The sequence below is a fragment of the Hymenobacter jeollabukensis genome, from assembly GCF_005771675.1.
Taxonomy (GTDB): domain Bacteria; phylum Bacteroidota; class Bacteroidia; order Cytophagales; family Hymenobacteraceae; genus Solirubrum; species Solirubrum jeollabukense.
Genome location: NZ_VAJM01000001.1, coordinates 716280 through 741012 on the forward strand (window position 1 = coordinate 716280; position 24733 = coordinate 741012).

A 24733-nucleotide genomic window follows, 5' to 3' on the forward strand; every position below is an offset into this window, starting at 1 on the left:
GTAAATTCAACAAGCAGAATACCATCCAGCAAAATGTCTAGGGCCTTCGCTTGATTCGCGACATGCTCGACACGACGTGCTTGTGACGCAGCAGCATGCTAATGCTACAAAGCGCCGAAGCGGTAGCCCTGCTCGCGCAGCGCTTCGAGGTAGCGGGGCAGCACGTAGCGCAGGTTGGGGCTGGCTTTGAGGCTGTCGTGGAACACCACCACGGCGCCGGGGCGAGTGTAGCGCAGCGCATCGCGCAGGCAGCGCTCGGGGGCGTAGGCGCGGTCGTAGTCGCAGGTGAGCAGGTCCCACATCACTACCTGGTAGTCGGGGTGCAGGGCGCGGTGCAGGCTGGGTGTGGTGCGGCCGTAGGGAGGACGAAAGTAGCGCCGGGCGTCGGGCTGCAGGGCATCCAGCGCCTGCTGGCAGCGGGCTACGTCCTGCAGGTAGGCTTCCCGCGGGGTACTCCAACCGCTGCGGTGGTGGTGGGTATGGTTGCCAAGCTGATGGCCGGCGTCCAGCACCTGCCGGGCCACGTCGGGGTGGCGCTCCACGTTGTCGCCCACGCAGAAAAACAGCGCCTGGGCATCGAAACGGGCTAGTTGCTCCAGCACCCAGGGCGTTTCCTCGGGGATGGGGCCGTCGTCGAAGGTGAGGTACACGGTGGGCTGCGCGGCGGCCGGGCCCTGCCAGACGGCGCCGGGCAGCCAGCGGTGCATCACGTCGGGCAGGCGGTGCAGGCGCATGAAGCGGGAGGAAGGATGGTGCGCCGCGAAGGTAAGGCAGGCGCGGCAGTCGGGCCGGTAGCCGGATTTCGTGCATCTTCACGGCTGCTCACTCCATCTTCGACTCCATGACCCGAGAAGAAGCCCTTGACGCGGCTCGACGCTACATTGCGCAGTGCAACGCCGAAACTCCGCTGCATCCTGATTACTACCTAGTGGTAGGCCAGCCGGTGGAATACCGCCAATTGTGGTACTTTGACAACTGCACAGCGCACCGCCCAGGCCTTCCCCACGCAGCACGAAGCATGCAGTTTGCCGGCGCGCCTGGCTACGTCATCGGCAAGCGCAGCCGGAGAGTTCAGGAAATTGGCTGGGCCGATTTTTCCGCGCTACGAAAGCTACAACAGCAGTTGCAGTATTTTGAGCAGCGGGTTGCTGAGCGGGCCCGGCAGCCGCTTACGCTGCGGGAGCTGCGCCAGTATTTTACGATGTCGCTGCCGGAGCTACAGGCTTTTAAGCGCCAGCTAGAAGAGCCCGAACAGAGCGTAGCGCAGTTGCTCTTGTTACTAGAACAGCGCCTAATCGAAGAGAATTGCTTTCTAATCGATTTGATGAGCGAGCATCAAGCCACTTACTAAATTAGATTACCAAACCAGTAAGCTTATTTACCACCTTCACCGACAGCAGCCTCGATGCTGCGCCACAACCGCCGGGCGCTTTCGTCCCAGCTGAAGCGACGCACGTTTTCGAACCCCTGCTGCACCAGCTGCGCCCGCAGCGCCTCGTCGGCATCCAGACGCGTAAGGGCAGCGGCCAGCTCATCGACGGAAAATGGATCGGCCAGCAGCGCGCCGCCGGGGCCGGCCACCTCGGGCATGGAGCTACGGTCGGAGGTCAGCACCGGGCAGCCACTCTGCTGGGCTTCCACTATCGGGATGCCAAAACCCTCAAAATACGGCACGTAGGCGCAGGCGCGGGCGGCGCCGTAGAGCTGCACCAGCTCCTCGTCCGTCACGCGGCCGGTGAGGTGCACGGCCGGCTGGTGCTGCATCTGCTGGTACACGTCGAAGATGGGGCCGGCTTTCCAGGCCTTGCGCCCCACGATGAGCAGCTGGGTGTCGGAGCCGGTCTGGGTTTTGAACTGGTCGAAGGCGCGCAGCAGGTTCACCAGGTTTTTGCGCGGCTGCAGGGCGCCCACGAACAGGATGTAGGGCCGCCCGCCGCTGAACTGCTGGCGCACAGCCGGCTGCGCGGCGGCAGGCAGGGGCCGGAAGTGCGCGTCGGCGGCGTTGTATACAATATCAATGCGCCGCGGATCGACGCCGTAGGTCTGTACCACGTCCTGCCGGGTGGCTTCCGACACGGCCACGAGGCGGCGGGAGGCGCGCACGAAGCGCGGGAAAAAGAAGTGGTAGTACCGGCGCACCAGCCAGCTCACGTCCTGCGGAAAGTGCTCAAAGGCCAGGTCGTGCACCACCGTCACGCGCGGCACCGAGGTCATCAGCGTGGTGAAGCCGTCGGTGCTCAGCAGCACGGCCGGGCGGTGGCGGCGCAGCCACGCGGCCACGGCGCCCTCAAACCAGGCCACGAACAGCAGCGGGTGCCGGGCCGGTGGGCCGAGCACGTGCGGCACCACGTTCGGCCCGAACAGGTAGCGCTTGTCAAAGGCGCGGTCGAAGAGGAAGTGAAACGTGTGCTCCGGGTGCTGCCGCACCAGTCGCCGCAGCGTCTCGTAGGTGAAGCGCCCGATGCCTTCGAGCTGGTCGCCGGGCAAGAGGAAGCGAGTGTTGACGGCTATGTCCAATGAGTGAAGAAGTGAATGAGTGAAGGAGCGCCTGGACCAGCTGGTTGCCGCAGCTTCTGCGCAAGTTTCCGCTTCTGCCGCAGCTGACAATCAGCTGGGCGGCCAAAAGTCGCTACAAGCGCCAAGCCTTCGAAAACCGAAAATCACGCGGGCCGGCAAAAGAATCATAGCTCATCAATCATTCCCTCATTCAGTCATTCAATCATTGCGGCGCAGTGCCCCGCGCAGCTCCCCTACCCGCAGCACGCCGGTAGCAAACAGCAGCCCCACGAAGGCCAGGCCCGCCAGCAGGCTTTCCAGCAGCCAGGGCAGGCCGGCGTAGGCTTGCAGGGCGTACCACCCGGCGCAGAGGCCCCCGAAGGTCAGGCCGAGGCGGGCCAGCAACGCCCAGGGCACGGCCACCCCGGCGCGGTATTGCACCAGCCACACGTAGCCGCCCGATACCATAATGGCGCAGATCAGCGTGTTCAGGGCCCCGGCCACGGCCCCGTAGCGCGGCAGCAGCAGCACGTTCAGCCCGATGTTCAGCGCGATGCTCAGGGCCACCAGCCAGCTCACCGGCCGCTCGTGCGAGGTGCTGGTGAGCAGGGTGCTGTAGATGGCGAAAAAGGCGTGGACCAGCACATTGAGGAAGAGCAGCTGGGCGCACAAGGTCATCCGGGCCAGCTCGGCGGGGGTGCTGTGCTTGAACTGGAAGAACAGCAGCTCGCCGTGAAAGAGCACGAAAGCCGCCACGAACAGCAGCGGCACCGTGGCCACCCGCTGCCCGAACCACAGCAGCTCCCGCTGCTCCTCGCGGCTGTGCAGCGAGTGGGCAAACTTGGCGAAGAACAGCGGCAGCACCGTCCAGAGGTACATCATGATGGCGTCGACCCAGCGGTAGGCGCCGGCGTAGTAGCCCGCTTCCTGGGGCGAGGCCAGCCGCTCGATCATCAGCATGTCGATGCGCTCATTCATGCCGTAGAGCAGGGTGATGAGGGCGAAAGGCAGGCTGCCGCGCAGCAGTTCGCCGGCCTGGGCCCGGCGCGGCCGCCAGGGCACCCGTCCGAACAGCCGCGTGACGAGGCCATAGAGCAGCACGAAGGTGAAGCCCGCGGCGGCGGTGCGCACCGTCACGTAGCGGTCCAGGGTGATGCCGATGGGCAGTAGGGCCAGCACCAGCCCGAGCATCAGGGCCTTTTCCAGCACCGACAGCCAGGCATCGGTGCGGAAGTGCTGGTGGGCCTGCACCGCCCCGCGCAAAAACTGCGCGTACTGCGTCAGCAGTAGGCCCACGCCGATGAGGGCCAGCAGCATGAGCGTGTGGCCGCGGTAGCCCATCAGCCAGCCGCCGGCCACCATCACCCCCAGAAACACCACGCTCAAGGCCCCGCGCAACGGCAGCACCGTGGGGAAATACTCGGGCAGAAAGCCCGGCTCGGCCGCCACGCGCTTGGTGGTGTGCTGGGTGATGCCCAGGTCCGACACCGAGGCCAGCACCAGCGTGAAGTTCAGCAAGGCCGCAAACGTGCCGAAAGCCGCATTGCCGATGCGGTCCTGCACCACGTTTTCGGCCAGCACCCAGCCCGGCTTCACGAGCAGGTTGAGCAAAACGGCCAGGCTGATGTTTCCGAAAAAGCGTTTGATGGCGGGGGCAGGAAGGTGGGCCGCAAAGCTACCAAAAAGCCGCGCGTACCCGGTTTTTGTGGTAGCTTTGCCGAGTCCGGCCGCGAAGATGCGACCCTGCGCCGGGCTGGTTTCCTCGTTTTTGCGCTACATGTCCGCACGCCCGTACTCTTTATTGGGCCTTTGGCCGATTGTTAATCGTTGGAAGTACCTGGTACTCGGGGCCGTGGCCCTGGCTGCCGTCGTGAGCATCGTGGTGGCCCTGCTGCTGCCCAATATCTTTAAGTCGACGGCCGTCTTCTACCCCACCAACCCCCAGACCACCGACCCCGACCGCATCGTCATCGAGGGCGGCAAGCTGGAGCTGAGCGGGCGCACTGAGGACATCGACCGCGTCATCACCATCGGCAACTCGCAGCCGGTGGCCGAGTACGTCATCCAGAAACTACGGCTGCACCAGCACTACAAGGCCGGCAAGCCCGGCGAGGAAATGGCCGATCAGGCCGCGCTGGATGAGTTCAGCGGCAACCTGAACATCGTGCACACCGACCGCGACGCCATCGAGCTGACTTTTCAGGACAAGGACAAGCACCTGGCCGCCCAGGTCGCCAACACCCTGGTCAGCGTCATCGACTCGTTTAACCAGCAGCTCACGCTGGAAAACCGCCGCCGCGTGCTCGGGCTCTACGGCACCCGCTACCGGTTTCTGCAGGGCGAGTACGACCGCACCCGCAAGGCCCTGCTGGAAGGCCGCCGCCGCTACGGCATCTTCGGCCTGGAGCAGCAGTCGCGCTACCTGGGCATGGAAATCATCAAGACCGAAACGGCGCTGCGCCGGGCCGAGGCCGCCGGCAACCGCGGCGAGGCCAACGAGCTGCGCCGCGCCCTCTACGCCCTCACCCACGCCGACGGCGGCAACGTCATCAACCTGGAAAGCTACGTGCAGGGCACCGACTCGATGACGACCCTCTACGCCCGTTTCAACGACCTGCAGAGCCGCCTGGTGGGCGCCCGCTCGGCCTACGAAACGGCTGAACTGGCCATCAAGGGGCGCATTTCGTCGCTGTACGTGGTGCAGAAAGCCTACCCGGCCGCCAAGAAATCCAAGCCCATCCGCTGGCTGATCGTGGCCTCGTCGGTGCTCATCACCTTCGTGCTGTCGGTGATTGTGATTACGCTGCTGGAACTGTACCGCCGCAACATCGGCCGCCCGAACCCTGCGCAGCCGGCCCAACACGCGTAACGGCATGAATACCTGGCTGGCCCGCCTCACCCCGCGCGACACCCCGGAGCGGGTGTTCGTGGCCTTCGTGCTGCTGCTGGTGGGCGGCGGGGCCGTGGCCCTGCTGGCCCGCACGCCGCTGGGCGTGGCGCCGGCCCTGGCCGTGGTAGGCGTGGGCGTGCTGCTCGTCGACTGGCGCTGGCTGTACTACCTGCTGCTGAGCACCCTGGCTTTTTCGCAGGAGCTGCACTTGGGTAGCCTCACGCTGGACGTGCCCTCCGAGCCGTTGATGCTGGTGCTGCTGGGCTGCCTGGGCGTGGCCGTGCTGGCGGGCCGCACCGGCCTCACGCGGCGCGAGCTGCAGCACCCGGTGGTGGTCATTCTGGGCCTGATGCTGCTCTGGGCCTGCGTGTCCACGCTGTTTTCGGTGGACACCACCAAGTCGGTGAAGTATCTGCTGGCCAAAACCTGGTACCTGGGGCCCTTCCTGCTCATCACGCTCATGCTGCTGCGCCGCCCCGCCGACGTGTGGCGCATTGCGGCCTGCCACGCGGGCGGCGCCTGCCTCACGGTGCTCTACACGGCCGCCCGGCACGCCACCAAGGGCTTCGGGTTTGCCGACATCAACTGGGCCATTCAGCCATTCTACATCAACCACGTTATCTACGCCACGGTGCTGGCCCTGCTGCTGCCCTACGCGTTTTACGCCGCCCGCGCGGCCAAAGGCATGCCGCGCCGCTGGTGGCAGCTGGCGGTGGCGGTGCTGGTGTTCGGCCTGCTGATTTCCTACACCCGCGCCTCCATCCTCTCCATCCCGATTGCGGCCCTTTTCTACGGGGTGATGCGCCTGCGCCTCACGCGCTGGGTGCTGCTGGGGGCCCTGATCGGGGTGGCTGGCGGGGCGGGCTACTTCGTGCAGCAGAATAACTACATGCTCTACGCCCCGGACTTCGAGAAGACCATCTTCAACGGCGGCAACTTCGAGAAGCACCTGGAAGCCACCTACAAGCTGCAGGACGTGTCGGGTATGGAGCGGGTATACCGCTGGGTGGCCGCCGCCCGTATGGTGTCGGACAAGCCCCTGACCGGCAGCGGGCCCTCCACGTTCTACCCCGAGTATAAGCGCTACACCGTCAAGAGCTTCCGCACCTACGTGTCGGACAACCCGGAGCACTCCACCACCCACAACTACTTCCTGCTGCAGCTGGCCGAGCAGGGAGTGCCGGGCTTCGCGCTGTTTGCGCTGCTGCTCTGCGTGGCGCTGATTACGGCCGAAACGCTCTACCACCGCGCCGCCGCCCGCCCGGCCCTGCGCCCGGTGGTGCTGGCCGCTACGCTGTCGTTGGTGGTCATCATCTTCCACCTCACGCTGAACGAGCTGGTGGAAGTCGACAAAATCGGCTCCTTCTTCTTCATCAGCCTGGCCGTGCTGATTAAGTGCCGGGAGTGGATGGGAGAACCCGCCGCCGCGGAGGAAATCAACCGCTAATCCGCCGCGTACTCCTCCCGGATGCGGGCCAGCTGCGTCAGGTGCCGCTCGGCGTGGCGGGCCAGAAAGTACACGTACTGGTACACGTCGATTTTGCCCAGGTCGTTGACCGTCATGGTGGTGCGGTACAGCACTCCTTCCCCGTTGGGCAGCAGGTCGAGCACGCGGTGGCAGTGTCGGAGCTGCTCCTGTAGCTGCTCCCGCACCTCGGGCAGCAGCTTTTGGCCCGTGGGCTCCATGTGGGCGGGCCGAATCCACTCGAATGACTTATGCAGACCGACTTCATCGAGGCGCGGGTCGGTGAACTGGTAGCTCTGCAGCTCGGTGGCCAGGTCCAGACCGGCCTGGTTTTTCAGGGCTTTGGCGGCGCCCTTGTCGATGAGGATGAGCAGGAAGTGGTTGGTCAGCCCGACGTGCTCCAGTACTTCGTCCGCGGTCCAGCCGCCGCTGCGCGGGCGGAACTTCCGCTCGGCTTCGGGGTGGTCGAACCACTCGTTCAGACGGGCAAAAGCGTCGTCGAGGACGTAGCGAATATGGGCAATGACGGCGGGAATATTGGCAGAATCGGACATGATAGGTGGTTAATGCAAACGGGCGCCGGCTCGCAGAAGACTTCCTGCGTGGCCGGCGCCCGTTTGGCGGGGTGGCGGTTCCAGTTTAGCGGAAGCGGCAGGTCAGGATGGTGATGTCGTCGGCGTAGTGCGTGCCCTTCACGTTGAAGGCGGTGATGCGGCGCAGCAGCTCGTCGTGCAGCTTGGGCAGGGGCAGGTAGCGGTGCTCCTGCATGGTCTGCAGCACGCCCTCCTCCCCGAATTCGTCGCCGGGCTCGTTGAATACTTCGGTCAGGCCGTCGGTGTAGTTGAGCAGGGTGCTGTGGGGCGGTATCGGCAGGCGGCCTACTTGCAGCATGGGCAGCTCGTCCATCACGCCCAGCATGATGGTGCCGGTTTTGAGCACCTGCGGCGGGCCCTGGCCCACGTCGGGCAGCAGCAGCGGGTCGTTGTGGCCGGCGTTGACGTACTCCAACTCGCGCGTGCTGCGGTTGTACACCCCGAAGAAGGCGGTGATGAACCGGTCGCCGCCAGAGTTGCGAAAAATGAGGTTGTTCAGCTCGCTGACTACCGTCGACAGCTCGGCCCGCTGGCGCAGCAAGGTGCGCAGCCCGGCCTGGAAGTTCGACATAAGCAGCGAAGCCCCCACGCCCTTGCCCGACACGTCGGCCACGCAGAAGAGAAACCGCTCCTTGTCAATGGGTACCACGTCGTAGAAGTCGCCGCCGACGGCGGTGTGGGGCACGTAGGTGGCGTGCACCGCTACCTGCGCGTCGTTGGGCAGCTTGCTGGGGAAGAGCATGGCCTGCACTTCCTGGGCAATTTCGATTTCCTTGCGCACCGCCGCGGCCTGCACCTGCTGGCGCACCAGCCGCCGCGACGACACCGCGCCCAGCAGAATCTGGCTCAGCGACTCGATGAACGACACGGCCTCGCGCCGGGCTTCGGCTGTGGCGGTGTAGTTCTGGTGCGGCAGCCCGATGAACACCAGGCCCAGCAGCTGGTCACTCTGGCGCACGGGCAGCACCGAGGCGAAGTGAAACCAGGGCTTACCCAACTCCAGGTCGGCCACTTCCACCGGGTGCTCGGGCGGAAAGCGCTGCAGCTGCTCGGGCAGCACAATGCCGCGGAAATCGGGAATGCCGGGCCCGAAGGCCACCGGGCAGCGCCACTGCCCGTCCTCCACCACGTACACGGCCAGCTGCCGCACGCCGAGCTGGCCCAGCAGCGTGAACTGGAAAATCTTGTAGAGGTTCTCGTCGCTGGGCTCGCCGTTGATGGACTGCGTGATTTCCAGCAAGGCGGCCAGCTCCCGCTCCTTCAGCTTCAGCAGCAGGTGCTCTTCCTTGGTGAGCGGGGGCAGGGTATCGGGCATAATCGGTGAGATGGTGAAATGGTGAGATGGTGAGGTTGACGGGCGAAATGCGGGTTGATTGAACATCAACTCACCATTTCACCATCTTACCATTTCACTGGAGGGGCGTTTTGGGGTCGTAGGCGTCGCGCAGGCCGTTGCCGAGCAGGTTAAAGCTAAGCACCAGCAAGCTAATAGCCGCACCGGGCAGCAGCGTAAGCCACAAACCGGCCTGGGTGCCTAGTAGTTGAAAGCCTTCGTTGACCATCAGGCCCCAGGAGGGGGCCGGAGGCTGCACGCCCAGCCCGAGGAAGCTCAGGCCGGCTTCGAGCAGGATGGCGGCGGCGAAGTTGCTGGTGGCAATGACAATGAGCGGGCCGAGCAGGTTGGGCAGCAGGTGACGGATCAGCAGGCGGCTCGTCGGCAGGCCTAGTACGCGGCCGGCCTCCACGAAGGTTTTCTCGCGCAAGCTCAACATCTGCCCGCGCACCACCCGCGCCACGTCCACCCACATGGTCAGACCCACGGCTACGAAGCTGGTCCACACGCCCTTGGAGCCAAAGGCCAGCGAAATAGCAATAACCAGCATGATGCCCGGAATGCTCCAAACTACTGTCATCACGCCCAGCAAGAGCGAATCGAGCCAGCCGCCGGTGTAGCCCGCCACGGCGCCCACCGTCACGCCGATGACCAGCGAGATGAGCACCGCCACCAGCCCAATGCCCAGCGAAATGCGCGTGCCCAGCAAGAGGCGGCTCAGCTCGTCGCGGCCGGCTTTGTCGGTGCCCAGCCAGTAGGTGCGCTGGCTGATATGCTCCTGCTCGATTTCGGCCCGCAGCGCGGCGGCCGGACCAGGATGGCCGGTGATGCGGCTCAGCGCGTAGCGGCGCGCCGGCTCGGGCAGGGTGCCCTTGGCCTGAAACGGCTGCGCCACCAGCGTATCGCCCTGCACCTGCCAGCCGCCGATGGGCACTTCCTCGTAGCGCAGGGGCGCGCCGCCCAGCCAGCGCCCGCCCAGGCCGGGGGCCTCCCCGACCGAGTCGGTGAGGGGCAGGCGCAGCAGGGTGGCGCGGAAACCGGGCGGCTGCTTCTGCAGCTGCACCAGGCTGTTGTTGGCGTCGGGCGAGGCGTCGGGCAGGATGAGGTAGCCCAGCAGCGCCACTAGGGTACACAGCAGGATAAAGCCGGCCCCGGCCATGGCCGGGGCGTTGCGCAACAGGCGCCGGCGCACGTAGTAGCCGGGCGTGCGCACCGGCGCGGCTGTCGGAGCTAGGACGGGGGCCGCCATCAGCGCGTGTTGTGCTGCAGCAGGCCTTCCTTGGAGGCCAGGAAAAAGCAGTCCTGCCGCAGGGCGCCGAAGGACGTCGGCTCGTAGGCCAGCTCGGTGTCGGGGTCGGGCCAGTAGCAACGGATCAGGCCCTGCTCCAGCAGGCCGCGCAGGCCCTGTTCCAGCTCGGCGGCGGGCAGCTTGGTGCGCTGCAGCAGGTCGGGAAAGGAAGCGACGAAGTACAGCTCGTCGAGGATATCGAATTCGGCGTCGGTCACGGCGGGAAGCTCAGCGGATGATGCGGCAAAGGTATCATTGGCCGGGCAGGAATGCGAAGTCCGGGTTTCAGCCCCGAGGAGTCGCGCCTGCAGCTGTTCTCCCGTCCGTGTATCATCCTTCCAAAGACCGGCCGGCCGGCTTTGGGCCGGCTGACCGGTGCGCACACCTAAATCCGGGTCAGTTGACGGCTACTGCGTCATCGGTTCCGCGCGGGGGCAGGCAGGAACCCGGCGAGGACACGTACTTCACGATGCGCTCGATTTCCTGGTCCGTGAGGCTGAAGCTGGGCATCTGCTGCTTCTGGTACTGGTTGAAGAGCTTCACCGCGTACTCGTCGCCGCTGGCCACCACTTTGCTGGAATTCTTCACCCACTTGATAAGCCAGGGCATGGGCCGGCGCTTGTCGATGCCGGCCAAAGCCGGGCCGACTACCACGTCGTTGACGGCGTGGCACTGGGCGCAGTTACTTTTAAACAGCGCGTCGCCGGCGGCTATGGCTTCGGCATCAGCGGCCGACAGATTCAATGAAGCCAGGTACAGCGAATCGTTGCCAGGCGTGGTGGCGCGGCGCACGGAGTCGGCCGTTGCGGCTGCCAGCGGCTCATCGGAGGCTGGTCCCGGCTCCAGGCCGGTAGCCGTCAGAAATAATACGACAAGGCTGCACACGAGCAGCGCAACGGCGGCTGGAAATACCAGCGTGAGGGCATTACGGGACATGGCGAACGGGGCTAATTCGGGCACATTGAAATCGGCCAAAAAGTAGCAGCGGCAGCGTTGGCAGCCAAGCTTTTTCGCGGATTTGTGCGCCGTTGCCCAAGCTTATTCCAACAGCAATCTTACGTTACCACCATAGGTTGGCAGGCGCAGCAAATACACACCACGGGGAAGCGACGTCAGGTCCAGTCGTAGTTCGCCGGCTACCGCCGACAGCCGCCGACGGTACACCGGCCGCCCCAATACGTCGTGCACTTCTACCTCCGTAAACTGGCGGAAGTCGCCGCGCAACGAAACAGCCCCGGTAGATGGATTCGGAAACGCCGTCCAGACTGGAACTGCTCCTGCGGCGGAGGCCGTGGCGCTGGTGGCAATGACGGTAAAGTCGCGCACCTGGTCGGCGTCGCGCTGGGAGCAGGGCGCGGGCACGCCGTCGAAGTCGCCGTTGGGCAAGGTGCCGTTGGCGAACATCACGCGCAGGCGTAGGGGCTGCCCCAGCACGGTGGCGGCCGGCAAGGTGAGCGTGCCCGTGCGCGGGGTGCCGAACGGCACGGGGAAGGGAATGGCGTCGTAGAGCAGCTCGGCCACCGGGTCGAGCACCCCGTCGTTGTTGACGTCCAGCCACACAAACGCCGCCGCCCCGGCGTTGTAGCGGTCGGCCATGGTCAGTTGGTATGACGTGCCGCGCACCAGCGTGGCCGCAGGCGTAGCGCAGGTTTCGTCCCGGTAAATAGGCGCGTTGAGCGGCTGCGGGCCGTAGCTGAGCGCCGAGCCGATGCGGAACGTCTGGATGGCGCGCAGCGAGCCGGTGGTGCCCGGCGCCGGGCGGCAGGCCGCCGGTACCGGCCCGCTGTTCAGGCTGCGGATGGTGACGTAGCCGGTGCGCGTGAGCGAATCGGCCCCGAAGCGGTTGCGCACCACCAGCGACACGGTGTAGGTGCCAGGGGCGGCGTAGGTGTGGCGCGGGTGCTGCACCGCGGCCGAGTCGCCGTCGCCGAAGCGCCAGCGCCAGCTGGTGGGGCCGTGCTGCGTGGAGTCGCGAAACTGCACGGTGCCGGTGCACGAGGTGGGCAGCTCCGCCGAAAACAGCGCCCGGGGCCGGCCCGGCGCGGGCAGCACCACCACGGTGTAGTCCTCGGTGGCGCCCTGGAAGAACGAGGGCGTGCAGGTGGTGGAGGGCCAGGGCGTGGCCGTATTTGTACTCTGCACCACCGCCCGCAGCCGCGTGGCGCCCACCTTGGTAGCAGCGGGCAGTTGAAACGACGCCACATGGACGGTCGATCCAGTGACAGTGCCTAGGTATTCGGAGGCCGTGAAAAAGCCGTCCTGGTTGCTGTCGAGTAGCAAGGTTACCCGCTTGTCGCCCCCCGTGCTCCACGAGTCGAGCGGCGAATGGGTTTCAAACTGGTACATCTGCCCGATCTGTAGGGTAGTGTACTGGGCAGTGAAGTCACGGTAGGCCACGCCGCGCGTACGCGGCACCTGGTTGTCGATGGCGCCGAGGCGCACCCCCGTAAAGTACGTCGGGGACGAGGTGCTGCCGCCCGTGCCGCCGGGCGTGCAGTAGGTGGGGCAGGCGCGCTGCCAGGCCGTGTCGCGGCCGGCGGCGTTGTGGGCCACCAGCCGCACCTCAAACATACCGGCGCGGGCGAAGGTGTGGGCCGGCGGGGAGGCCAGCGTGCTGGTGGTGCCGTCGCCGAAGTCCCAGGCGTAGGCGGTGGCCGCCCCGGTGGTCTGGTTGGCGAAACTCACCCGCACCGGGCCGCAAAACTGCTGGTAGGTCACGGCAAACGCGGCGGCGGGTGGGGCCGCGTTGGGCTGCACCACCACGCTGTAGTCCTCCACCTGCCCCTGGCGCGGGGCGCTGCACGGCCCGGTGGCCGCGCTGCCGGCGTAGTCGGCCACGATGCGCAGGCGCAGCGGGCGGTTGTACACCAGCCCGGGCGCGGTGCCGGGCACGGTGAGCGGGGTGCTGGGGCTTTGCACGGCCAGGCCCTGGTACAGTAGCTCGGCCGGGGCCGTGAACTGCCCGTCGTCATTCAGGTCCAGGTACACGCGCACGTCGTGGGCAATGGCACCGGTGGTCAGCTGCAGCGTAGCGGGGCGGTCGGCCGTCAGGGTGGCGCGCCAGCCGCAGCTGAAGTCTTCGTAGCCGCCCTGCCCGTCCGGCGAGCGGCGGTCGATGCTGCCCAGCTGCACGCGGGTGAGGCCGTAGCCGCAGCAGTAGGCCGTGGTGGCGGGCGTGCACGGGGCCGGGCGCGGGGCGTCGGCGCGCACGGTCACGTAGCCGGCCTTGGTGAGGGAGTCGCAGCCGGCGGCGTTGCAGGCGCGCAGCTTCACGGTGTAGGTGCCGGCCGCGGCGTAGGTGTGCTGCGGGTGCTGCTGGGCGCTGGTCTGCCCGTCGCCGAAGTCCCAGCGCCACTGCGTGGGCGCGTTCAGCGACTGGTCGCGAAAGCTCAACGCTGCCCCGCAGCTCACGGTGTCCACGGCCGCGAAACGCGCCTGCGGGCGGGGCGGGGCCGTGGCCAGCACCACCACGCGGTAGTCCTCGGTCTGCGAGTACTACCGCGTGGAGCAGGCCGTGGGCACGGGCGCGTTGGCGTAATCGGCGGCGATGCGCAGGCGCAGGCCCACGCCTGCCGGGGCCGTGGCCGGCACGGTGAAGGTGGCCTGGTGCTGGCGGGCGTTGGTGGAGGCCAGCACCTGCTCGGCTGCCGCGAACTGCCCGTCGTTGTTGGTATCCAACCAGGCGCGCACCGTTTCGTCGACGTTCGGATTGGTGCGCACCACCAGCGTGTAGCTGCCCCCGCGCACCAATTGGGCGGCACGGGCGCGGCAGCTGTAGTCCTGGTAGCCGTCGGCCGCCCCGTTGGTAGTCGTGTCCAGCCCGCCGAATTGTACGCGGTAGATGCCCATGCCGAAGCTCTGGTTCGCGGTGGGAGCATTGCCGGGTTGGCAGGCAACAGGGAGCAAGCATTGGGCTGATGCCGAGTTTTTCCACAGCAAAACCATAACAATGCTTATTAAAAGCAATCTTTTCATCCTGATACTAATTCAGAGTATTTAAACTTTAATCGAAGCTGTTTAGGAAGTCATTCAGAGCGCAGCGAAGAATCTCGCTGGATAGTAATTTCCTTCGTGAACGAGTGAATTAATATCTGGAATCAGCACGCGAGATTCTTCGCTGCGCTCTGAATGACTTCCTAAACAGCTTCATCATATGCAACTAAGCTATTCCTATGCAAACAACGAATAGGTACTACTATCTAAGGCTTCGCAAAACCTTTAGATGGTCTATCCGAACATCATATAGCGGTTTCGCGAACGATAGGTCCATGTAGAGACGCGACCCATCGCGTCTCGTCGTCGAACAGCCGTCGTCCTGGTCATACAGGAGTCAGCAACGATTGAGACGCGATGGGTCGCGTCTCTACACTCACCTGATTGACCGTTCGCGAAACCGCTATATTATCTGCCGCCCCTTCCAGCTATACCCCCCGCGCAAGCCCAGCAGCCCCACGGCCAGCGCGTAAGGCGGGTACAGCAGTTGCAGCAGCGGCACCAGCCGCAGCCAGCGCCGCCGCCCGAAAAAGCCCAACACCGGCGTCAGAAACAGCACGTCGGCGCCCAGCTTGAGGGCCCAGCCGGCCACGACCCAGGGCCAGGATGCTGGCTGCCAGAGCAGCAGCAACGGCAGCAGGTACAAACTCACGTTGGCCCCGAGCACCAGCAGGGCCAGGCCGCGCGAGGCCCCGCCCGGCTGGTAATGCCGCCACTTGCTGGCCCAGCGCACCCGCTGCTGCAGCAAGGCGCCGAGGCCGGATTGGGCGGCGGTGCGCACCGTGGCGGCGGGGTGCCGCACGAAGCGGATGCCCTGCGGGTAGCTGGCTGCCAGTTTATGGAGCAGAAACTCGTCGTCGCCGCTGGGCAGGTGGTCGTTGCCGCGGAAGCCCCCGACCTCGGCAAAGGCGGCGCGGCGGTAGGCCAGGTTGGCGCCGTTGCACATGGTGGGCGCCCCCCGGGCGATGCTGGCGGCGCCGGTGCCCACCAGGGCGGCCAGCTCCAGCCCCTGCAAATCGGCCAGCAGACCCGTCCCCGTCAGCAGCACCGGCCCGCTCACGAACTGCACCGCCTCCTGCCCGAAATACGGCGCGTAGGCCCGCAGCCAGCCCGTCGACACCCGACAGTCGGCGTCGGTGCAGATGGCCCAGGGCGCCCGCGCTACGGCCAGGGCGGCTTCCACGGCGGCCTTTTTGCCGGTGGGCCGGCCGGGCAGCTCGCTCAGTGAAACCAATCGAACCGGGAAGGCGCTGTCGGCTGCGGCCTGGCGCACCACGTCAGCCGTGCCGTCGGAGGAGTGGTCGTCGGCCACGATGACCTCGAAAAACGGGCCGCCCTGCCCTTGCCAGGTTTGCCGGCTTAGGTCGGCCAGCAGCGCGGGCAGGGCCAGCGCCTCGTTGCGGGCCGCAATGATGACGGAAGCCTGCAGCCCGGCCGGTAACATCTGATCCGCGTCGCTGCCGGGCTGGCCGGGCACATCGGACCCGCCGAGGCGCAACCAGGAGCGGCGGTATTGCCAGAATATCAATGCGTAAAGGGCAGAAGGCAAGCACAGCAGCAGCCCCAGCCAATCAGCCCCGCTCATGCGGCCGGCCCGGTAGCCGGCTGCCGGTGGCTGCGGCGCAGCACCTTCAGGCGCAGCACGAACAACAGCCCGGCGGCGCTGGGCAGGGCAATGTTGAGCACCCACAAGCTCAGACTGGCCGACAGCACCGGCAGTACCGGCAGCCCCAGCAGCCCAAACAGGTGCGTGGCCGACAGCTCCCGCGCGCCCACGTCGGTGAGGGCGTTGAGCGAGGGCACCAATGACTTCAGCAGGAAGGTGCCGGCAATAGCGGCCAGCGCGGCCCCCAGCGGCACCTTGGCGCCGTACGCCGCCAACAGCAGCCCGAACTGGGCCGTGAACACCCCGTAGCGCAGCCCCGAGAGCAGCAGCACCTGGTTCAGCACCGAGGTAGGGTAATGCGGCAGGTTGGCCGTGTAGCGCTGGAACCGGCGCAGGGGCCGCCACTGCAGCACGGCCGTGAGCAGCAGGCGGCTGCGGTAGAGCGGCAGCAGCACCAGGGCGTTGCCGAGCAGGGCCGTCAGGCCCAGGCCAGCCGCCACCAGCGGGTACTGCGGCCCCAGGTAGCGCATCACGAAGTAGAGCACGCCCCCCGAGCCGGCCAGCAGGGTGATGACCAACTGGCAGTAGCGCCCCAGAAATACCGCACCCAAGGCTTCGGGGCGGCGGTTTTTGAGTTCGAGCAGGCGGCCGGCGTAGTCGCCCACGCGGTTGGGCGTCACGAAGCCCAGGGTGAGGCCGGTGAGCACCGCCCGGAAGCTGCGCGCGAAGGACACCGGCTCCAGGTGCCGGGCCAAGCGCCACCACTTCCAGGCTTCGAGGGCCCAGTTCAGGGGCACCAGCAGCAGGGCCGCCAGGGCCGGGCCGCGCTGGGCATCGGTGAGCAGGCCACGCCAGGCGGCGGCCGTGGCCCGGTCGGCCACCACCGACTGCCACAGCAGCCACAGCGTCAGGGCCGTGACGGCCAGCTTGCTGGCCACCACCCAGGGGCGCAGGCGCTGCCGCCGGATTTTGCCCGCGTGCCGGGGTTTCGTTGCGTAACTTTGGGGTACATGGCCGCTTTCCTCCCCTCTGCTCCCCTCCCCGACCTGCCCAAGATTATCATGGGCGTGGACCCCGGCACCCAGATTATGGGTTACGCCGTGATTGAGGTTACCGGGCAGCGCGTGCAGGTGCTGCGCTACGACGTCATCAATCTCAAGGCGTTTGGGTCCAATCACGCCGTAAAGCTAAAGAAGATCTTCGACCGCATGATCGAGCTGATCGAGGAGTTCCTGCCCGACGAGCTGGCCATCGAAGCGCCCTTCTACGGGGCCAACGTGCAGAGTATGTTGAAGCTAGGCCGAGCGCAAGGCGTGGCCATTGCCGCCTGCCTCTCCCGCCAGATTCCCTACGTGGAATACGCCCCTACCAAGGTCAAGCAGTCGGTCACCGGCTCGGGCGCGGCCAGCAAGGAGCAGGTGGCGGCCATGCTGCGCCAGACCCTGAACCTGTCCGCGGAGGATGCGCCGAAATTTTTCGACGCCACCGACGCGCTGGCCGTGGCCATGTGCCACCACCACCAGAAGGGTAACAACGTGCAGGCCGGCGGCAAGAGCTGGGGGAAGTTTCTGGCCGACAACCCCGGCAAGCTGGCCGCGCCGGTGGCCGGCAAAAAAGCCGTGGCCGCCCGCAAGAAGCCGGCGGCCTAGCCCCTCGGTCAAAGCCCTATTTCGTCGAGCAGGAGGCGGGCCCGCTCGGCTGCCTGCTCACCGGGCGCGGGCTGCTGCGCTAGGCGGCGCAGCTCGCGCACCAGCTCCTGATCAACGTGCGCCCGCAGCACCGGCCCCACGACGAGGCTTAGTAGGAAGTACTGCCAGTTGGCATCATGCCCGCGCAGCACCTTGAGCACCGCCGGCCGAATGGCCTGGAAGTGCTGGGCCAGCACTTCGCCCACGCCCCGGGTGATGGCCGAGTTGCCGGTTCGCGTCCAGGCCAGCAGCTCGTCGAGCACGACCAGCACCTGATCTTCGCTAGCGCGGCGCAGGTTGTGCACGGCCTGGTAATCGGTTTCGTCAACCGGTACGATGCGCCGGGGATTCAGCGCCGCGGCTGATTTATTTATGGTATCCATTGATTGTGTGGACTGAGAATTGGGCTGGGGCCACCCCTGCAACATTCATTTCCCCCGCGCCTCGGGCCCCAAAAGTCGCAATTGCTGGCGGATTGGCGGCTGACGGGGGCGTATTCGGGCGGCGGAAGACGGTTACTTGGCTCGAAAGCGCATCTTACATAGCTCGGCCCCAGGCCACAACGAAGAAAACCACCGTCAGGTACGCCCAGAGCAGGGCAAAAACAACGTGGACGACGGTTTCGAAGCGGCGGCCCCGCCATAGTGCCGGCGAATAGCCCACAAACTGCACCAGCAGGCGCGCCAGCCAGAACAGGCCCAGCCCCAGGCAAACTCTGCGGCCCAGCGCGGTGGCGACCAGTTCAGGCGCGCTCGTCAGGCACAGCAACCCCATCAGCAGCACTCCCAGGGCCACGAACAGGGTGTGGATGTACATCATCTGCCGGTTGATCAGGCTCAGCGTCCGCAGCTCACCGGCCCAGTTGAAGTAGCGCGGAAAGCCGGCGTGGGCCACGGCCAGCAGCAGCAACAGCAAGCCCAGCAGCCTAACCTGCAGAATCAGCATGGGTAAGGGTAAAAACGGCTACGAAAGGAGTGATTTTCTGCTCTTGCAGCACCCGCAGGCCCGCCCGCCCAAACACGCGCCGCCAGCACCGCCGCGAGTAAAAGTGAAACGCCCCAACGTTGTAGGCCAGCAAGTTGGCCGCGTCGCGCAGGTGCTCTACCACCACGATACGCCCGCCGGGCCGGGTGATGCGGCCGGCTTCGCGAAAGAACGCGGTGCGCTCGGCTTCGCTGCGGATTTCGTGAGCGGCCAGCATCAGCAGCACCAGGTCAGCGGCGTCAGCGGGCAGGGGCAGCCGGCCCGTGGGCACCGCCCGGGTGCCGGGAAAGGCCGGGTAGGCCCGCCGCGCCCGGCGAATGGCCAATTCGGTGTGGGCGGCGGGGTCGTAAAAGTCCAGCACCGCGAGCGAGGCCGGCCGCAGGTACTGCAGCAGCAGGTGGCTGCTTTCGTCGAAACCCGCATGGATGTTGACTACGGCTGCCGGGTGCGGCGGGGCGGCTTCGCGCAGCCAGGCCAGCTGGTAGAGCCCCGAGCCATCGTACACGTAGGCCGACACGAGCAGCGAAACCAGCGTGGCCGCGGCAATGCCCAGGGCGGCCAGTTGGGGCCAGGGGCCCAGCGGCTGGTTTGGCCAGGCCCGCAGCAGCAATAGCGACGCACAGGCGGCCCCGGCTCCGGCGTAGAAGTGCCAGTTGAAGCGCACGATGTTCCAGGTGCCTTCCCAGGGCCTTCTTACCCTTTCCATTGCTCGATGCGGCCTTTCTGCCAGTGGTAGGGAATGTTTTCGGTGACGAAGGCACTGGCCAGGGTCAGTGGCTCCGTGGTCAGCTGCGCCAGAAACGGCACCTCGGCCGCCACTACCCGCACGGGCTGCGGCGCCCACTCTTCGCGTCGGCCCTGCACGATGACGACCTGCCGCTCGGGGGCGTGGTAAGAAAACGTGAACGGCAGCGGCCCGGCGTAGCGGCGGGCCTGCGCCCAGTCGGCAAAGGGCGAACCGGGCGGTAGTGCTGGTGCCGCTTCGGCGTGGTCGACCACAATATCGAGCCCCGACTGGGTGGAGTGAATGCGTTGCCGGCTGCCGGCAGCGTGCTGCTGAATATCCACCGTAACGTAGCCGTAGCTGGTAAACATGTTGCCCAGCAAGGTCATGCGCCGCCGGTCCGTTTCGGAGCGCAGGATGTAGAGGCCGCGCAGCCGCTTGCCGGCCGCGGAAGTGTAGCGCACCAGCAGCCGGTAGCCGATCAGAAAGAAATCCTGCCCCAGCCAAGCCGGCAGGCCGCGGGGGCGCAGCTGGCGCGTCTGCACCAGGGCCACCGCCACGAAGCCCCGCCCGTCGAGGGCATTGAGCGTGAGGCAGGGGGGCAGCAGCGGCTGCAGCGCGGCGGCGGGGGCGGCGTAGGTCAGCACGGTGGTGCGGGCCAGCAGGGCCTCCACGGCGAAGGGATGGTGGTGCAGCATCAGCGGCGTGCGGCCTGGGGCGCGGGCAGCCGAAACCCGTAATAATAAAGTCCGAGCACAAACAGAACGGCAAACACCAAGTTCAGCCGGCCCCAGAGCAGCAGGTCGGGCGCCAGGGCGTATTCCAGCGCGTTCATCAGCAGCACCAGGACCATCTGCGTCAGTACGCACAGCCGCCGCCGGATGCCGCTGAGCACCCACACGGCCATGCCGATTTCGGCCAGCCCGATCAGGCGGGTGAGCGGCCCGGCGTATTCAGCGCCCAGGATGCGGGCCACGATTTGCTGATGGCGGGGCACCAGCAGCAGCACCTTGCACAATAGCCCGTTAACGAGCCACACAGCCGCCAGGGCGTAGGTCAGCAGGGCGTACAGCCGATTCGACGCCGGTTTTGCCGCGCCGCTCACCACTCGATTTCGCCCTTCAGGTAGGTCACCGCCGCGCCGCTCATCAGCACCCGCTCGCCGCGCAGCTCACACCACAGGTCACCGCCCCGGGCCGATACCTGCCGGGCGCGCAGCTCGGTTTTGCCCAGGCGCTCGGCCCAGTACGGCACCAGTTGGGTGTGGGCCGAGCCGGTGACGGGGTCTTCGGGCACGCCCACGCGGGGGCCGAAAAAGCGCGACACGAAGTCGATTTCGCCGCTGCCGGGCGCCGTGACGATGATGCCGCGGTACTCGACTTTGGCCAGGTGCTGCATGTGGGGGCGCAGGGCGCGCACTTCGGCCTCGGTGTCGAACACGGCAATCAGGTCGGGGCCGGCGAGGATGCGCAGGGGCGTGGCCCGCAGCCCGTCGATGAGGCCGTCGGGGTGCTGGGTGAGGGGCTGGGGCGGCTGGGCTGGGAAGTCGAGGGTGAGGCGGCCGGTGTGCGGCTGCTGGCGCACGTGCAGCGGGCCGCTCTTGGAGTGGAAGGTTAGCTCGGCGGCGGTGGCCCCGAGGTGGCGAAACAGCACGTGGGCCGTGGCCAGGGTGGCGTGGCCGCACAGGGCGACTTCCACGGCGGGCGTAAACCAGCGCAGCTCGTACTCGGCCGCGGTGCCGGCGCGGGGCACGAAAAAGGCGGTTTCGGCCAGGTTGTTTTCGGCCGCAATGGCCTGCATGGTATCAGCGGGCAGCCACTCCTGGAGCGGGCACACGGCGGCCGGGTTGCCGGCAAAGACGTGGTCGGTGAAGGCGTCGACCTGGTAAAGCGGAAGCGTCATGGCGAAGCGGATGAGGAGGGCGGGCGGAATTCGCGGCGGGCTAAGCTACTAAATCCGGTTATCCAGCGCGCCATTACCGCCAATGGCCGCGGCGTCGCGCCGGCGGATGCGCCCCGTCCTGGATCAGCCGCTAAGCAGAAACCCAATCCATTATGAAAAAATTATCAATCTTATTATCAAGTACATAACACATTTATTTTAGCTCGCGCAACCCGTTGGCCACTCGGCTGGTCATGGCTGCAGAACCCCGAATCTGGCCTTTTGCCGCTGCTCTTCTGCTCTTCCGCCTCCGCGCATGGCTTTATCACTTGAGGACATCCTGGCCGGCTGCCGGCGGGGCCAGTCGGGGGCACAACGGGCGCTGTATCAGCACCTGGCGTACCCGCTGATGGGAGTGTGCCTGCGCTACTGCCCCTCGCGGGCCGAAGCCGAGGATGCCCTGCAGAACGCCTTCATCAAGATTTTCACCAACCTGCACCAGTTCAACGACAAAGGTCCTTTCGAGGCCTGGGCCCGGCGCATTGCCGTCACCACGGCCATCAATGCCTACCACCAGCGCCAGCAGCGCGGGCCGCACGTGGAGTACGACGACGCCCCGGAAGTGGCTCACCCCGACGGCACGCCCCTGGAACAACTATCGGCCGACGACCTCATGCGCGTGCTCCACACCTTGCCCCTGGGCTACCGTACCGTGCTGAACCTCTACGCGGTGGAGGGCTACTCCCACGCCGAAATAGCCGAAATGCTCGGCATCTCGGAGGGCACCAGCAAGTCGCAGCTGGCCCGCGCCCGCCGCCTGCTCGAATCCAAATTGTCACTTCCTACGCCCAGCCGGCTAGCCACCAAATGACCGAACGCGAACCAGATCATCTTTTCGAGGAGCTGCGCCGCAAGTTGGAGGACTACGGCAGCCATCCTTCGCCCGACGTGTGGGCGGGCCTGGAGCAGCACCTGGCGGCCCCGGCCGCTCCCACCCGGGCGCAGCGTTGGCAACGCTGGCTGCTGGTAGCGGCCTGCTTGCTGCTCGTCGGCGTGCCCGCGGCGCTGTGGCAGCGCCTGAGTCCCGCACCGCCCTTGGCCGCCCGGCAAACGGCGCGCCCAGAGCGCGCGGGGGGTACGGCGGCATCATCGGCTTCTTCGGCAGCTGAACGCGCCGGGACGGCCTCCTCAATTTCGTCGGCGCCGCGCCCGGGTGCTGCGGGCGCACCAGTGTCCCGCCCGGCTGGTTCCAGTCAATCGTCTTTGGCAGAGTCCGCGCCACCCGCTCTGGCTACCAAGCCCGCTTCGGCAAGCGCCGGCGGCGCATTGGCCACGCCGCCGCTGGTGGAGCCGTCCCAGCAGCTGTCGTCGGGTGCCCAAACACGCGAGGCGCGTGCTCGAGCGGCTACAGCATCTTACGCCTCAACCGCTCGGGCTGGCATTGCGCGCCCCGGGCGACGGGCGCGGCGGCAAGCAGTAGCCCTCGTCATTGCCGGCTCCGGCTCGCGCCAGCCCGTGTCGCGCCGGGCCGTGTCGCGCCGGGCCGCTGCCGAAGCGCGCACCACGGGCAGCTCGACGACTGTGGGCCGTACGCCTTCGGCCACCAACTCCTCGCCGGCGGCCCTGGAAGCCGCTCAGTCAGGCGGTGTTTTGGCGGGCGGGCCGACAACTCGCGCTGCCGCGCAGCAGACCACCCTTGGGACGAAAGAGCTTACTAGCAGCGCCCCAGCCACAGCGGCGCTGCCGGGTGTCGGCGCTGGCAATGCCCCGGGCAACAACAGCAACTCCGCCGCTGCCCAGCAGCCGAACGACGGCCAATTCTCCGGCTCAGTCGGACTTCCCGCGGCGGCGCTGGCCTCCTCGCCGGGCATTACCGAAAGCCTCTCTTGGCGCCACGCCGCGCTGCAGTTGCCGGCCTCGCCCCTGCCCACGCCGCTGGCGGGCGTGCCCACCACGCCGCTGCCCTTGCCCACACCCACGCGCCCCAGCCGCTGGAGCCTGGCGGTGCAGGCCGGGCCCGCCCTCACCTACCGCCTGTTGGGCGCGGCAACGGACAGCGCCGGCCCGGGCCTGAGCCGGCTGGAGCGGCCGGCCCTGGGCTACGCGGGGCAGTTGCAGGTGGGCTACGCGGCCACCCCCCGGCTGCGCCTGAGCACGGGCCTGGGCTACGTCGAATACGCGACGCACTTCAATGCCGTGGTCACGGCGGCGCGGGTGCAAACCTTCACCAGCCGCAGGGTGCAGGTGTTCAGCAACGGCACCCGCCGCGACACGCTCGTCTTCGTGACCAGCCACGACTCCATCGTGGGAACTACGCGAACCAGCTTGCGCCAGCGCGACACCTACCGCTACCTCACCGTGCCGCTGCAAGCGCGGCTGCGCCTGGGCACGGCGGGCCGCTGGTCGTACGACGTGCTGGCCGGCGCGGCGCTGGGCCTCTACCTGGGCGGGCGCACCACCCAGGGCAGTTCAGCCTGCGCCTGCGAGCAAATCAGCTGGCGCCCCGGCAATAGTCCGTTTCGGGTAGCTACGGCCCTGCTGACGGTGGGCGCCGCCGCCGAATACGAGCTGCGCCCGGGCTGGCACGTGCTGCTGCAGCCGGTGTTGCAGCAGGCCCTGCACTCCATCAGCGAATCTCCGCGGCCCGCGCGCCGCCCCTTGGGCTTGTCGGTGCAGACCGGTATGCGTTTCGACTTGCCCTGATTTTTCGTTCACTCCTTCATCCTAATCCCCTTTATGAAACTCAACCTGATCTGCTCGCTACTGGCGGGTGGCCTACTCTTCGCGGCCTGTTCCAAAGACCAAATCGACTGCACACCCGCCCCGACCGATGACCACGAGGTGCTGACCAACGCCTCGCTGACCAACTCCTTCGTGCGCAAATACGAAGCCCCGGCGCAGAGCTTCACGGTGAACCCGGCGCCGGGGGCCACCGCCAGCTTCGTCACGGCCAAGGGCGCCCGCGTGACGGTGCCTTACGGGGCCTTCGTGCAGGCCGATGGCGTGACGCCCGCCACCGGGGCCGTGCAGTTGACCGTGCGCGAAATTCTGCGCAAGCCCGACATGGTGCTCAGCGCCATGCCGACGGTGTCGAACGGGGAAATCCTGGTATCGGGCGGGCAGTATTACCTGCGCGCCACCCAGAACAACGCGCGGCTGCGGCTGAAGCCCTCGGCGCGGCTCTACATCAAGGCGCCCAACCCCGTCGGGCAGCCCGACTACGCCATGCGCCTGTTCTTCGGCTCGCCCATGGCCAACGGCAGCGTCAACTGGACGCCGCAGCCGCAGCAGAACCCCTCGACCATCAGCGTCGACAGCCTGGGGCAAGGCAATTTTTACAACCTCACGCTCAACAACGACTCGCTGGGCTGGATTAACTGCGACCGGTTTGCCAACATCAACCCCAAAACCACGGTGACGGCCACCATTGCCGTGCCCGCGGCCGAGGTGGAACCGGGCAACACGATGGTGTTCTGGGTGTTCAACAGCATCAACTCGGTGGCCCGCGGCTACGTGACGACGGGCCAGAACACGGTGACCACGCCCAACATGCCGGTGGGGCTGTCGGTGACGGCGGTGGTCATCCGCTTGGTCAACGGGCAGTATTACTTCGGCAAACAGACGGCCACGGTGGCGGCCAACCAGCAGTATGCGCCGACGCTGCGCGCCCTGAGCGAAGCCGACCTACTGGCCGAGGTGCAGCAACTATAGATTCCGGTGGCGGGCGGCGGGTTTGCAACCGTTGACCACCCGCGCGCCTTCTATTCTTAACGCTTCTATTTTTTCCCTAAC

Annotated in this window: 25 protein-coding genes; 7 read left to right on the forward strand and 18 right to left on the reverse strand. The window is 66.7% G+C overall.

The features are described 5' to 3' along the window. Positions 1–104: 104 nt before the first annotated feature. The gene (locus FDY95_RS03065) at positions 105–734 is read right to left on the reverse strand and encodes a polysaccharide deacetylase family protein (protein ID WP_171025500.1); all 630 of its coding nucleotides are present in this window, start codon (positions 732–734) and stop codon (positions 105–107) included. A gap of 107 nt (positions 735–841) precedes the next feature. Here FDY95_RS03065 and FDY95_RS03070 point away from each other — a divergent pair, with 107 nt between their 5' ends. Continuing rightward, positions 842–1351 (forward strand): hypothetical protein, encoded by a 510-nt coding sequence (locus FDY95_RS03070; RefSeq protein ID WP_138075234.1) that lies wholly within the window; start codon positions 842–844, stop codon positions 1349–1351. Between the two features lie 23 nt (positions 1352–1374). Here FDY95_RS03070 and FDY95_RS03075 read toward each other — a convergent pair whose 3' ends face one another. Together FDY95_RS03075 and FDY95_RS03080 are read right to left on the reverse strand one after the other, a co-directional pair. Beyond that, positions 1375–2517 (reverse strand): glycosyltransferase family 4 protein, encoded by a 1143-nt coding sequence (locus tag FDY95_RS03075; protein ID WP_171025501.1) that lies wholly within the window; start codon positions 2515–2517, stop codon positions 1375–1377. Between the two features lie 198 nt (positions 2518–2715). Beyond that, the gene (locus FDY95_RS03080) at positions 2716–4107 is read right to left on the reverse strand and encodes an oligosaccharide flippase family protein (protein WP_171025502.1); all 1392 of its coding nucleotides are present in this window, start codon (positions 4105–4107) and stop codon (positions 2716–2718) included. Positions 4108–4273: 166 nt separating this feature from the next. On the opposite strand from FDY95_RS03080, the gene FDY95_RS03085 reads away from it, so the two are divergent. After that, positions 4274–5365, forward strand: coding sequence for a GumC domain-containing protein (locus FDY95_RS03085; RefSeq protein WP_171025503.1), 1092 nt, complete (start codon positions 4274–4276; stop codon positions 5363–5365). 4 nt (positions 5366–5369) lie between these two features. Continuing rightward, positions 5370–6833, forward strand: a complete 1464-nt coding sequence (locus FDY95_RS03090) for an O-antigen ligase family protein (protein ID WP_138075238.1) — start codon at positions 5370–5372, stop codon at positions 6831–6833. Here FDY95_RS03090 and FDY95_RS03095 read toward each other — a convergent pair. The 9 genes from FDY95_RS03095 to FDY95_RS03135 form a co-directional block, all read right to left on the reverse strand. Continuing rightward, a complete protein-coding gene (locus tag FDY95_RS03095; protein ID WP_138075239.1) occupies positions 6830–7405 on the reverse strand; it encodes a DinB family protein in 576 nt (191 codons plus the stop codon). The two genes, FDY95_RS03090 and FDY95_RS03095, sit on opposite strands and share 4 nt — an antisense overlap. Positions 7406–7490: 85 nt before the next feature. Beyond that, on the reverse strand, positions 7491–8759 hold the full coding sequence (locus FDY95_RS03100) for a PP2C family protein-serine/threonine phosphatase (protein ID WP_138075240.1): 1269 nt from the start codon (positions 8757–8759) through the stop codon (positions 7491–7493). 94 nt (positions 8760–8853) lie between these two features. Then, the gene (locus tag FDY95_RS03105; RefSeq protein WP_138075241.1) at positions 8854–10026 is read right to left on the reverse strand and encodes an ABC transporter permease; all 1173 of its coding nucleotides are present in this window, start codon (positions 10024–10026) and stop codon (positions 8854–8856) included. Next, positions 10026–10283: a hypothetical protein gene (locus tag FDY95_RS03110; protein WP_138075242.1), complete on the reverse strand. Its 258-nt coding sequence runs from the start codon at positions 10281–10283 to the stop codon at positions 10026–10028. The genes FDY95_RS03105 and FDY95_RS03110 overlap by 1 nt, the downstream gene beginning before the upstream one ends. A gap of 178 nt (positions 10284–10461) precedes the next feature. Beyond that, complete coding sequence (locus FDY95_RS03115; protein ID WP_138075243.1) at positions 10462–11001, reverse strand: c-type cytochrome; 540 nt, start codon at positions 10999–11001, stop codon at positions 10462–10464. Positions 11002–11103: 102 nt separating this feature from the next. Next, positions 11104–13533, reverse strand: coding sequence for a PKD domain-containing protein (locus FDY95_RS03120; protein WP_171025504.1), 2430 nt, complete (start codon positions 13531–13533; stop codon positions 11104–11106). A 27-nt stretch (positions 13534–13560) separates the two neighbouring features. Continuing rightward, positions 13561–13971, reverse strand: a complete 411-nt coding sequence (locus tag FDY95_RS03125; RefSeq protein ID WP_138075245.1) for a GEVED domain-containing protein — start codon at positions 13969–13971, stop codon at positions 13561–13563. A gap of 490 nt (positions 13972–14461) precedes the next feature. Then, a complete protein-coding gene (locus tag FDY95_RS03130) occupies positions 14462–15586 on the reverse strand; it encodes a glycosyltransferase (RefSeq protein WP_171025505.1) in 1125 nt (374 codons plus the stop codon). A gap of 53 nt (positions 15587–15639) precedes the next feature. Further along, on the reverse strand, positions 15640–16602 hold the full coding sequence (locus FDY95_RS03135; protein WP_171025506.1) for a lysylphosphatidylglycerol synthase domain-containing protein: 963 nt from the start codon (positions 16600–16602) through the stop codon (positions 15640–15642). Between the two features lie 72 nt (positions 16603–16674). Between FDY95_RS03135 and ruvC the strand changes: the two genes are divergently transcribed. Beyond that, positions 16675–17313, forward strand: a complete 639-nt coding sequence (gene ruvC / locus FDY95_RS03140; protein WP_138075248.1) for a crossover junction endodeoxyribonuclease RuvC — start codon at positions 16675–16677, stop codon at positions 17311–17313. 8 nt (positions 17314–17321) lie between these two features. Here the strand turns inward: ruvC and FDY95_RS03145 are convergent, their stop codons facing one another. The 6 genes from FDY95_RS03145 to FDY95_RS03170 all read right to left on the reverse strand — a co-directional run bounded on the left by FDY95_RS03145 (position 17322) and on the right by FDY95_RS03170 (position 20962). After that, positions 17322–17735, reverse strand: a complete 414-nt coding sequence (locus FDY95_RS03145; protein WP_171025507.1) for a DUF5071 domain-containing protein — start codon at positions 17733–17735, stop codon at positions 17322–17324. A gap of 154 nt (positions 17736–17889) precedes the next feature. Continuing rightward, positions 17890–18297 carry a hypothetical protein gene (locus FDY95_RS03150; RefSeq protein ID WP_246073909.1) on the reverse strand — a complete coding sequence of 136 codons (408 nt, stop codon included), beginning with the start codon at positions 18295–18297 and terminating at the stop codon, positions 17890–17892. After that, entirely contained in the window at positions 18278–19042 is a 765-nt protein-coding gene (locus tag FDY95_RS03155) for a class I SAM-dependent methyltransferase (protein ID WP_138075250.1), read from the reverse strand. The genes FDY95_RS03150 and FDY95_RS03155 overlap by 20 nt, the downstream gene beginning before the upstream one ends. After that, positions 19030–19758: a DUF2071 domain-containing protein gene (locus FDY95_RS03160; protein WP_138075251.1), complete on the reverse strand. Its 729-nt coding sequence runs from the start codon at positions 19756–19758 to the stop codon at positions 19030–19032. Before FDY95_RS03160 ends, FDY95_RS03155 begins: the two co-directional genes overlap by 13 nt. Continuing rightward, positions 19758–20099 (reverse strand): DoxX-like family protein, encoded by a 342-nt coding sequence (locus FDY95_RS03165; protein ID WP_246073910.1) that lies wholly within the window; start codon positions 20097–20099, stop codon positions 19758–19760. The genes FDY95_RS03160 and FDY95_RS03165 overlap by 1 nt, the downstream gene beginning before the upstream one ends. A gap of 62 nt (positions 20100–20161) precedes the next feature. Further along, the gene (locus tag FDY95_RS03170; protein ID WP_138075252.1) at positions 20162–20962 is read right to left on the reverse strand and encodes a PhzF family phenazine biosynthesis protein; all 801 of its coding nucleotides are present in this window, start codon (positions 20960–20962) and stop codon (positions 20162–20164) included. A gap of 295 nt (positions 20963–21257) precedes the next feature. Between FDY95_RS03170 and FDY95_RS03175 the strand changes: the two genes are divergently transcribed. The 3 genes from FDY95_RS03175 to FDY95_RS03185 are packed head-to-tail and all read left to right on the forward strand — an operon-like array spanning position 21258 to position 24652. Beyond that, entirely contained in the window at positions 21258–21812 is a 555-nt protein-coding gene (locus FDY95_RS03175; RefSeq protein WP_138075253.1) for an RNA polymerase sigma factor, read from the forward strand. Beyond that, positions 21809–23644, forward strand: coding sequence for a hypothetical protein (locus FDY95_RS03180; protein ID WP_138075254.1), 1836 nt, complete (start codon positions 21809–21811; stop codon positions 23642–23644). The genes FDY95_RS03175 and FDY95_RS03180 overlap by 4 nt, the downstream gene beginning before the upstream one ends. 33 nt (positions 23645–23677) lie before the next feature. Beyond that, positions 23678–24652, forward strand: a complete 975-nt coding sequence (locus FDY95_RS03185) for a hypothetical protein (RefSeq protein WP_138075255.1) — start codon at positions 23678–23680, stop codon at positions 24650–24652. Positions 24653–24733 lie beyond the last annotated feature (81 nt).

Coding starts and splice junctions, on each gene's coding strand:
- FDY95_RS03065 (WP_171025500.1), bottom strand. CDS start 734: ATGCGCCTGCACCGCCTGCCCGACGTGATGCACCGCTGGCTGCCCGGC.
- FDY95_RS03070 (WP_138075234.1), top strand. CDS start 842: ATGACCCGAGAAGAAGCCCTTGACGCGGCTCGACGCTACATTGCGCAG.
- FDY95_RS03085 (WP_171025503.1), top strand. CDS start 4,274: ATGTCCGCACGCCCGTACTCTTTATTGGGCCTTTGGCCGATTGTTAAT.
- FDY95_RS03090 (WP_138075238.1), top strand. CDS start 5,370: ATGAATACCTGGCTGGCCCGCCTCACCCCGCGCGACACCCCGGAGCGG.
- FDY95_RS03095 (WP_138075239.1), bottom strand. CDS start 7,405: ATGTCCGATTCTGCCAATATTCCCGCCGTCATTGCCCATATTCGCTAC.
- FDY95_RS03100 (WP_138075240.1), bottom strand. CDS start 8,759: ATGCCCGATACCCTGCCCCCGCTCACCAAGGAAGAGCACCTGCTGCTG.
- FDY95_RS03105 (WP_138075241.1), bottom strand. CDS start 10,026: ATGGCGGCCCCCGTCCTAGCTCCGACAGCCGCGCCGGTGCGCACGCCC.
- FDY95_RS03115 (WP_138075243.1), bottom strand. CDS start 11,001: ATGTCCCGTAATGCCCTCACGCTGGTATTTCCAGCCGCCGTTGCGCTG.
- ruvC (WP_138075248.1), top strand. CDS start 16,675: ATGGCCGCTTTCCTCCCCTCTGCTCCCCTCCCCGACCTGCCCAAGATT.
- FDY95_RS03145 (WP_171025507.1), bottom strand. CDS start 17,735: ATGGATACCATAAATAAATCAGCCGCGGCGCTGAATCCCCGGCGCATC.
- FDY95_RS03150 (WP_246073909.1), bottom strand. CDS start 18,297: ATGCTGATTCTGCAGGTTAGGCTGCTGGGCTTGCTGTTGCTGCTGCTG.
- FDY95_RS03155 (WP_138075250.1), bottom strand. CDS start 19,042: ATGGAAAGGGTAAGAAGGCCCTGGGAAGGCACCTGGAACATCGTGCGC.
- FDY95_RS03160 (WP_138075251.1), bottom strand. CDS start 19,758: ATGCTGCACCACCATCCCTTCGCCGTGGAGGCCCTGCTGGCCCGCACC.
- FDY95_RS03170 (WP_138075252.1), bottom strand. CDS start 20,962: ATGACGCTTCCGCTTTACCAGGTCGACGCCTTCACCGACCACGTCTTT.
- FDY95_RS03175 (WP_138075253.1), top strand. CDS start 21,258: ATGGCTTTATCACTTGAGGACATCCTGGCCGGCTGCCGGCGGGGCCAG.
- FDY95_RS03180 (WP_138075254.1), top strand. CDS start 21,809: ATGACCGAACGCGAACCAGATCATCTTTTCGAGGAGCTGCGCCGCAAG.
- FDY95_RS03185 (WP_138075255.1), top strand. CDS start 23,678: ATGAAACTCAACCTGATCTGCTCGCTACTGGCGGGTGGCCTACTCTTC.